General features: G+C 47.3%; 7 protein-coding genes. 6 read left to right on the forward strand and 1 reads right to left on the reverse strand.

Annotated elements, in window-relative coordinates:
• Positions 1 to 41 precede the first annotated feature (41 nt).
• A complete protein-coding gene (locus GKG43_RS06735; RefSeq protein WP_055152626.1) occupies positions 42 to 1,031 on the forward strand; it encodes a glycosyltransferase family 2 protein in 990 nt (329 codons plus the stop codon).
• Positions 1,032 to 1,111: 80 nt separating this feature from the next.
• On the opposite strand, the gene GKG43_RS06740 is transcribed toward GKG43_RS06735, so the two are convergent.
• On the reverse strand, positions 1,112 to 3,079 hold the full coding sequence (locus GKG43_RS06740) for a hypothetical protein (protein ID WP_050640783.1): 1,968 nt from the start codon (positions 3,077 to 3,079) through the stop codon (positions 1,112 to 1,114).
• Between the two features lie 186 nt (positions 3,080 to 3,265).
• On the opposite strand from GKG43_RS06740, the gene GKG43_RS06745 reads away from it, so the two are divergent.
• From GKG43_RS06745 to GKG43_RS06765, 5 genes are all read left to right on the forward strand, one after another.
• A complete protein-coding gene (locus GKG43_RS06745) occupies positions 3,266 to 3,736 on the forward strand; it encodes a YbaK/EbsC family protein (RefSeq protein WP_050640784.1) in 471 nt (156 codons plus the stop codon).
• Positions 3,737 to 3,767: 31 nt separating this feature from the next.
• The gene (locus tag GKG43_RS06750; RefSeq protein WP_083487053.1) at positions 3,768 to 4,442 is read left to right on the forward strand and encodes a response regulator transcription factor; all 675 of its coding nucleotides are present in this window, start codon (positions 3,768 to 3,770) and stop codon (positions 4,440 to 4,442) included.
• A complete protein-coding gene (locus tag GKG43_RS06755; protein ID WP_055152628.1) occupies positions 4,439 to 5,473 on the forward strand; it encodes a sensor histidine kinase in 1,035 nt (344 codons plus the stop codon). Before GKG43_RS06750 ends, GKG43_RS06755 begins: the two co-directional genes overlap by 4 nt.
• A gap of 237 nt (positions 5,474 to 5,710) precedes the next feature.
• Entirely contained in the window at positions 5,711 to 6,475 is a 765-nt protein-coding gene (locus tag GKG43_RS06760) for an ABC transporter ATP-binding protein (RefSeq protein ID WP_129878884.1), read from the forward strand.
• The gene (locus tag GKG43_RS06765) at positions 6,465 to 8,492 is read left to right on the forward strand and encodes an ABC transporter permease (RefSeq protein ID WP_055152632.1); all 2,028 of its coding nucleotides are present in this window, start codon (positions 6,465 to 6,467) and stop codon (positions 8,490 to 8,492) included. Before GKG43_RS06760 ends, GKG43_RS06765 begins: the two co-directional genes overlap by 11 nt.
• The last annotated feature ends 183 nt before the right edge of the window (positions 8,493 to 8,675 follow it).

Here is an 8,675-nt window from a genome sequence, read left to right on the forward strand (position 1 = left end):
AATCAGTGATTTTACAAATGAATTAGGGGGATTAACATATTATGGATAAAATCGCAGTATTAATTCCGTGCTATAATGAAGGTAAGACCGTCACCAAGGTAGTTACCGACTGGAAAGAAGCCCTTCCCGAGGCAACCATATACGTATATGATAACAATTCTTCAGATGACACCGCCATACTGGCAGAAAAAGCCGGCGCCGTTGTCCGCCATGAATACCAGCAGGGGAAAGGAAATGTTATCCGCCGCATGTTTCGTGAAATTGACGCAGAAGCATATTTAATGGTAGACGGTGACGACACATATCCGGCAGAATTCGGACGGGACATGGTGGACAAGGTTCTTAACCGCAATGCCGATATGGTAGTTGGCGACAGACTCTCCTCCACCTATTTCACAGAAAACAAACGTCCGTTTCATAATTTCGGCAATTCTCTTGTCCGAAAAGCAATCAATTTGCTCTTTAAAAATGATATCAAGGATATTATGACCGGATACCGCGCTTTCAGTTACAATTTTGTAAAAACATTTCCGGTACTCTCAAAAGGATTTGAGATCGAAACTGAGATGAGCATCCACGCCGTCGATAAAAATATGCGCGTAGAAAATGTCGTTATCGAATACAGAGACCGCCCCGAAGGCAGCGAGTCCAAGCTGAACACTTACAGTGACGGAATGAAGGTTCTCCGTACAATCGCAAGACTTTACAGAAGCTACAAACCGCTGGGATTCTTCTCCGCCTTCGCACTTCTTCTGGCGGTTATCAGCACTATTTTCATCATTCCGGTCATCGTAACCTATGCGCACACCGGCCTGGTGCCCAACTTCCCGACACTGATCGTCTGCGGCTTCGTTTACCTGACCGCAATCATAGCGTTCTTTGCCGGACTGATTCTATCCTCGATCGTGCATCAGGAGCGGCAGAACTTCGAAATACGACTGATCGCATGTCAGCACCGGTATGACCTTACGTTAAATAGAAACGAGGACGAGGACGGGATAAAACAAGAAAACCCAGCTGAATGGGTTTAAACAAATTGATAAACAATTCTGAAAAACAGCCGCAAAGGGGTCAGACCCCTTTGCGGCCTCTTTTTTAATATCAACCAATGTCAATACTCTACCTGATACAGATAATACCTTCCGATTTTTTCCGTCTCATTAAACTGGATTTCTTCTGAACTCAACCCACTTAAATCTTTATCCGTCATAATGTGCTTTACTTGAAGTACCTTCAGTTGATCAGGTTGTAGATTTACAACCAACTGATCATCATACGGGTTGAAAAATACCGGCTCCTGTGAGGTCTCATCCACAATATTTATGATAATATGTGCGTAACGATTATACTTGCTGAAATCTTTTTTTTCAGTGTCAAACTGCTCCCAGCGCTCCAGATCCGGATATACATTTGTCGTATTGATCGTTGGCGCTCCCACAGTTATGGGCAGGTTCAGATATGGGAAGCCCAGGCCTTCCACCATCCACAAACCTTTGCCCTGATCCGCTTCTGTTTGTTCCTTTATGGCCATGGTCAGTTTACTGGAATAGATAGAATCTGCCCCCTGATGTACTGGATTTACCGCTATCCCACAGACTAAGGAGATCATCAGTGCATAACAGGCCAGGCCTGCATATCTTTTCCACTTCATCGCCGCAAAAATGAGGACTGCCCCAGCAGCGATGACTGCAAGCAGTACCAGTGCCTTCTTCTTTCCCATAAACTGCGTGTAATATATAAAACAGATTCCCGCAAGTCCTGCTCCAATTACAGAAGAAATAGTGACGGCAGTTTTGCTCTTATAATTCACAATACTTTCCGAGATAAGATAGACGAGCAGCACAATACTGAGAAATCCGACTCCGACCAGCACCCTTCTTCCCTGGCACATACTCAGAAGTGTGGCTTTGGCAAGCAGAGAGGGCCATGGAAACGCGCAGTACAAGGCAAGAAAACAAGTTCCCGCCGTCATCGTGATTAACAGCGGATCCTTCTTTTTACTCCTAACAATCTGGATTATCCCTAAAATTATACCTAAGGGGAAGAAAGAGAAAAACTGCGCTTCTTCACAAACGTTAGATATCCCAAGACCTGGATCAATATACGGAAAAAACAAACCTCCTGCCCAGCTGAACATTCTTAGAAGCGAAGCTCCCCCCACAAAGGATCTGCTGCCAGGATAAGATGTGTTTAATACCAGCTCAATGGTGTCTGCAGACTTCAGGAAAATGGCCCCCAGCGCTCCAGTCATCAGCATAAGAAGAACTACCGCACTCAAAATAACAGAACCCTTTTTCCATGTTACGTTCCTCCGCTCCCGCAGAATAATGCCTATCAACAGAAAAAGGTAAGCATATCCAAGCGGAATCTGCCAGGAGGGATAAAATACCAGAATATATGCTATCCCACACCATGCAATCCCCGCCGACAGCAACAGTTTCTTCCACAGGAATTCTGTATGCATCCACCGCACAAACATAAGAACGGCCAACTGGCCAAACACCAGCATCTCCACCAGACCGTTAATTGCAAACCACCAGGCAACAACCGGAGAACAGCACACTAACAGCACATATGTCAAAGACAGTAGTTTTTTCTTTTTTGTCAAATACATTCCAAATTCCAGAGATACCAAAAACAGCGCCAGCATCCGGGCACACCAGAAAAATGCCAGCCCCCGCGAAGGTCCCAGAAAAAGATAACCGATTTGGAACGGGCGGAAAATGACCTCCCATGACTTTACCGGCTGCCCGTATACAATAAATGCATCCGTACTGTCTCCCCTGATTGTTTCTGAAAAATACGGGTATTTTCCCGTATGGTTATATTCCTGCGAAAAAGCCATGGGCGTACTCACCGCCCATTCATCCGTTCTGATGCTCCTGCTGGTTCCCAGCAGATCACCACTGTTATCCTGGGCACTGCTTTCATATGTGCCGTCGAGAAGAACGGACCAGAACCCAATGGAAGACCCGCTAATTTCAAACAAGACAGAGCATAACAGGATAACGGCCGCCACAAGATAGCGCAGCTGATACAGCCTTTCCGCAAAATACCCTTTTTCCTTCAAATTCTTCACGCTAAATTATTCTCCTTTATATAAAATTTACCCTCTTTGCTTATGTCTATTGACATAATAGCTTATAGCCAATATTTCGTCAATCATGAACTTTCAGCCCACAGTCTAAATCCTAAAATTGACATTCTATTAAATTAGTTATACTCTATATTACAGAAGTATTTTTTAGAAAAGAGGGAGATAATCATGTCAATTGAAAAGGTCAAAGCATATTTTGCCGGGTACGGCCTGGAGGACAGAATCCTGGAGCCGGAGGCATCCAGCGCTACTGTGGAGGAAGCTGCCCGTGCTGTTGGCTGCGAACCTGCACGCATCGCCAAAACCATGTCTTTTCTGACGGCAGACGGTCCAATTCTAATAGTAATGGCCGGAGATGCGCGGACAGACAACAAGAAGTTTAAAGCAGAGTTCCACGAAAAGGCCCGCATGATCCCGCATGATCAGGTTGAAGTGCTGACAGGCCATGCGCCGGGCGGTGTCTGTCCTTTTGTTGTGAATGATGGTGTGGGGGTCTATCTGGACGAATCTTTAAAACGGTTCTCGACTGTATACCCCGCTGCCGGAAGCGGAAACAGTGCAATCGAGCTGACACTTGACGAGCTCGAGAAACATTCCCATTCCAAGAAATGGATTTGCATTTCAAAAGACTGGAATTAGATTCAGATAATGCTGTCAGGAGGGCTGCTATTTGTACCGCATTTTAATTGTGGAAGACGAGAAAGATATTCGCCTGGAACTGAAACTGATGCTGGAAAATGCTTTGTACCAGGCAGAAGCTGCGGAGGATTTCTCTGATATCCCCCGCCTTGTGGATGAAACTGCCCCGGACCTGATCCTTCTGGACATCCAGCTACCGGAAACCGACGGCCTGAAGGTCTGCCGGGATATCCGAAAAAAGACGGATGTGCCCATCATTTTCGTAACCAGCCGCAGCAATTCCATGGATGAGCTTAACGGCATGATGATGGGCGGTGACGATTATGTAACAAAGCCTTACCAGGCGCCCATTCTGCTCGCCCGGATCGCAGCGGTCCTGAAGCGGACGGGGCACAACAAAGCACCGGAGAATCCCTGCAGGTTTACCTGGAAAGGCTGCGAACTGGATATGCTGCAGGGCACCCTTACATATGAAGGCAGATCCGAACAGCTGACCCGGAACGAACTGCGCATCTGCTGCAACCTGTTTTCACGGGCAGGGCAAATCATTTCCCGGGAGGAATTGATCGACGATCTCTGGGAAAACCAGATTTTTATTGATGACAATACTTTAAGCGTTAATATCACCCGCATACGCGGTAAAATGAAAGAAATCGGCCTGGAAAATCTGATCGTAACCAGGAGAGGGCAGGGATATCAGCTATGAACTTTTTAGAATTCATGAAGGACAAGATCCTGCTTCTGCTCTTTCATTTACTTTGTATGCTGTTGAGTTATGTTTATTTGGGCATCTGCGGCCTGAAGAACAATCAGATGATTTTACTTTATCTCCTCTGGTTCTTCCTGCTGGCAGTCTGGTTTTTTGTGTCCTGGTACAGAAGAAACCGTTATTTCCGTGAAATATTTCATATACTCAATGGACTGGACAAGCCTTATCTGATCTCAGAGATCATGCCGGAATCCTGGCGGCTGGAAGACAGGCTCTATCGAAGACTGCTGAAACAATCCAATAAATCCATCATCGACGCCATACACCATCTGGAAAATGAGCGGACCGAATATAAGGAATTCATAGAAAACTGGATTCATGAAGTCAAGCTTCCTCTCACAGCCATGAATCTGATCTGTGACAACCGCAGGGAACCACATTCCTGGAGCCCCGAGGATACCCGACGCCTGAAATCCCATCTGGGCGAGCTGGAAAACGATGTGGACAAGGCCCTTTACTATGCCCGGTCAGACACAGTCTGCCAGGATTACATGATACGGAAATTTCCGCTGAAGAACCCCGTTTATACCGCAATCCGCCGCCTCCAGCCATATCTGATCCAGAACGGCGTTTCCATAAATATGCAGGCCGGCAGTGAAAATGTATACTGCGACGATAAATGGCTGGAGTTCATCATCGGCCAGATCATCATCAATGCCGTCAAGTATAAAAAAGAAGACGGCTGCCTTATCACCATCCGTACACAAAAACAGGAGCGGAAAACAATTCTATCCATTGAGGACAACGGAATCGGCATACGCCCAGAAGAACTAGGCCGTATCTTCGACAAAGGATTTACCGGCAGCAATGGACGGCAAAACCGGCAGTCTACAGGAATCGGTCTCTATCTCTGCAGGAAATTAAGCCGAAAACTTGGAATCACCCTGGATGCACAGTCAGAATACGGAACCTATACCCGTATCCTGCTGATATTTCCCGATGGCGGCAGCCATTTTGGGAGAGATTAAAAGAGAACCCTTTCTCTGCTGTTCACAGGGCCGTGCACCTTGCCGCAAGGCATCCGAACCAATAAAGTAACAATCTTTCAATTTTGTAAGGTTACTGAAAGCTGATTTGATACAACCTGATCACATTTTCCGTTACAATATTGATATCCAGAGGCGGCCCGCAATCCACAACCCGCGGAATAAAAGGGTTGATAAGCCGCCCGTCAAGAAGTAACGGGAAAGGAAGGTATCGATTTCATGAAGGAACTGCTCCATATAGAAGATGTGGAAAAATATTATGGAAACAAAAACAATCTGACCAAAGCAATTGACCGCATAAGCTTTACCATTGACCAGGGGGAATTTACCGCAATCATGGGGGCCAGCGGCAGCGGAAAGACGACGCTCTTAAACCTGCTCGCAACAGTAGACACCGTAACCTCCGGGCATATCTGGTATGGCCGGGACGACATTACAAACATGAACGAGGATCAGATGGCGGACTTCCGCAAAAACAATCTCGGCTTTGTGTTCCAGGACTACAATCTTCTGGATACGCTTACTCTGAAAGAAAACATCGCTCTTGCCATGTCGCTTACCAAAAAAGGAAAACGGGAGATTGAAAAGCAGACAAAAGATATCATGGAGAGGCTGGATATCTGGTCTATCCGTGACAAATTCCCTTATCAGGTCTCCGGCGGCCAAAAACAGCGCTGCGCCTGTGCAAGGGCTCTCATTAACCATCCCAAAATCGTATTTGCCGATGAGCCGACCGGGGCCCTGGATTCCAAATCCTCCCGGATGCTGCTCGAAACATTTTCCTATATGAACAGCGCGCTCAATGCAACCATCCTCATGGTAACTCATGACGCTTTCTCCGCGAGTTACTGCAGCCGCATCCTTTTTCTGAAGGACGGGCAGATCTTCCATGAGCTGCGCCGGGGCCCGGAGACAAGGAAAGAATTTCTAAATGAAATCCTGGACGTTCTCTCCCTGACTGGAGGTGACGGGTATGCTGACTAAGCTGGCCCTGCGCAATGCCAGGCGCTCTCTCAGGGACTATCTCATTTATCTCATGACAATGGTCTTGATCACCGCCATGATGTTCGCCTTCAATTCTATGATCTTCTCCGATGCCGTCCTGGAAATCTGCACGGAAGCAGGAATGCTGGCGGCCATGCTTGGAATGGCAACCTTCTTCATCGTACTGATCATTATCTGGCTTGTGCACTATATGGTTAAATTCATGGCAGAAAAACGAAGCCGGGAGTTTGCCACCTATCTCCTTCTGGGCTTTTGCAAAAAGCAGATTGCCAACCTTTTCTTAAAAGAGACGATCCTGCTTGGAGGGGTGGCATTTGTCATCGGCCTGCTCCCCGGAGTATTTCTTCAGCAGATCCTCACCACCCTGATATATGCCATGGTAAATGCAGACTACAGCATCCGGCTTGAATGGAAAATAGGTACCCTGCTGATGACGGCGGGGATCTACTGCGGATCCTATCTGCTGGCCCTTTTCAGGAATAAACGCAGGTTTAAGAAAATGAACATCAGGGATATGATGTATATGGATCATCAGAACGAAGAATTAAAGAACGGCAACAAATCCGGCAAACAGTGGATGTTCTTCGCCTCTGTGGCTTTCATGCTCATTTTCGGCTGGATGCTGCTCTTCGGCCGCTTTAACGATTGGAACGTGTATCCCATGATCCTGGGGCTGGTGGTATCCGTTTATCTGCTCTATATGGGGCTCTCCGCTTTCCTCATCGGCTACATCAAAAAAGGCCGGGCCGGCGTCTGGAACCAGGCCAATATCTTCGTGCTGCGCCAGCTTTCCTCCAAGATCCGGACCATGCAGTTCACGCTTGGCACACTGACGGTCCTCTTTATGGTCGCTTTAATAGGAGCCTCCTGCGCCCTCATGCTGAACCAGTTCCAGAACACACAGTCTGACGAGAAATGGCCCTTCGACATTGCCGTATACCATCAGGATCCGGACTACGATTTCACAGGAGAAAAGGAGGCCATACAAAAAGCGGCGGAAATAAAAGACGCATATATTTACCAGATATTTGAAAATGAATCCGATGACATGAACAATTTCCTGATTCATAATTATTCCCTGGCAGATAAAAGCTCTTACTACAAATATGACACCTATATGAAGCTATCCGATTACAATTATCTGCGCAGAATGCTGGGGTACCCGGAAGTATCTCTGGGGGAAAAGGAATATCTGCTCCACATCAAGTCCCGCCTGGCCAAGACGGCCGCCCCCTTCACGGAACATCCAATCGATATAGGCGGCGACCCGTACACCTGCTCCGGCATATACACAGAAGGCTTCGAGCAGAGCGGGCACAACGGGGCTGACTACATCCTCATCGTACCGGATCAGACCGCCGAATCCATGAAGCCGTATTATTCGCTTCTGATGGCCCAGATAAACGGCACCGTTCCCAAGGACTTCGGAGACACCCTCCTGAGCATCCAGGGGATCACATGGAATGAAGAAGAATACGAGTATGAAGGATACGGCGATGCCGATGCACACAGAGGATACGGAACCGACAACATCTATGTCTCCGACAGCTACACCTTTGTACGGCAGAACGAAATGCGGGAAATGAAATTCCTCATGTCCACCCTCATTTTCCCGCTCTTTTATATAGGACTCGTCTTCCTGTGCGTAGCGCTCACCGTACTGGCAGTGCAGCAGCTAAGCGATTCAAGTAAATACCGCTACCGTTATAACCTGCTGCGAAAACTGGGCCTGCAGGAAAAAGAACTGAACAGCCTCATCCTGAAACAGCTGTTCCTGTACTACCTCTGCCCCTTTATCGGTGCACTTCTGATCAGCGGAGGGATCGCAGGCTATATCAGCCATGCATTCGTCACATATTCAGGAGTGGTGGCGCCGGTGTGGTCTTATTTTGGATTATCACTGCTGCTCTTTGGGGGGATCTATATGATCTACTTTATAGCAACTTATATTGAATTCAAGAGAAATATTCTTGGGGGTGAAAGGGGACGGGTCTGATGAAGGGGGCGCCGTGAGAACCGGATATGGGGATGTCTGGAAACGGGGCCGGCAGAAGTCCCGTTACACAAAAGCGACCTCTCCCCCATCCGCTCATAAAGTTCGCGCTAGCGTAAAATTTTATTCGGATTAAATGAAAAGAGGACACCACTTTGTGATAAAGTATTTATGGCTTGCAACCAA

Source organism: Eubacterium sp. BIOML-A2 (genome assembly GCF_009680135.1).
GTDB classification, from domain to species: Bacteria; Bacillota; Clostridia; order Lachnospirales; family Lachnospiraceae; genus Faecalicatena; species Faecalicatena contortus_B.

Bases quoted from the DNA above. Each gene is read 5' to 3' on its own strand.
- GKG43_RS06765 (WP_055152632.1), top strand. From the start codon at position 6,465: ATGCTGACTAAGCTGGCCCTGCGCAATGCCAGGCGCTCTCTCAGGGAC.
- GKG43_RS06745 (WP_050640784.1), top strand. From the start codon at position 3,266: ATGTCAATTGAAAAGGTCAAAGCATATTTTGCCGGGTACGGCCTGGAG.
- GKG43_RS06755 (WP_055152628.1), top strand. From the start codon at position 4,439: ATGAACTTTTTAGAATTCATGAAGGACAAGATCCTGCTTCTGCTCTTT.
- GKG43_RS06760 (WP_129878884.1), top strand. From the start codon at position 5,711: ATGAAGGAACTGCTCCATATAGAAGATGTGGAAAAATATTATGGAAAC.
- GKG43_RS06735 (WP_055152626.1), top strand. From the start codon at position 42: ATGGATAAAATCGCAGTATTAATTCCGTGCTATAATGAAGGTAAGACC.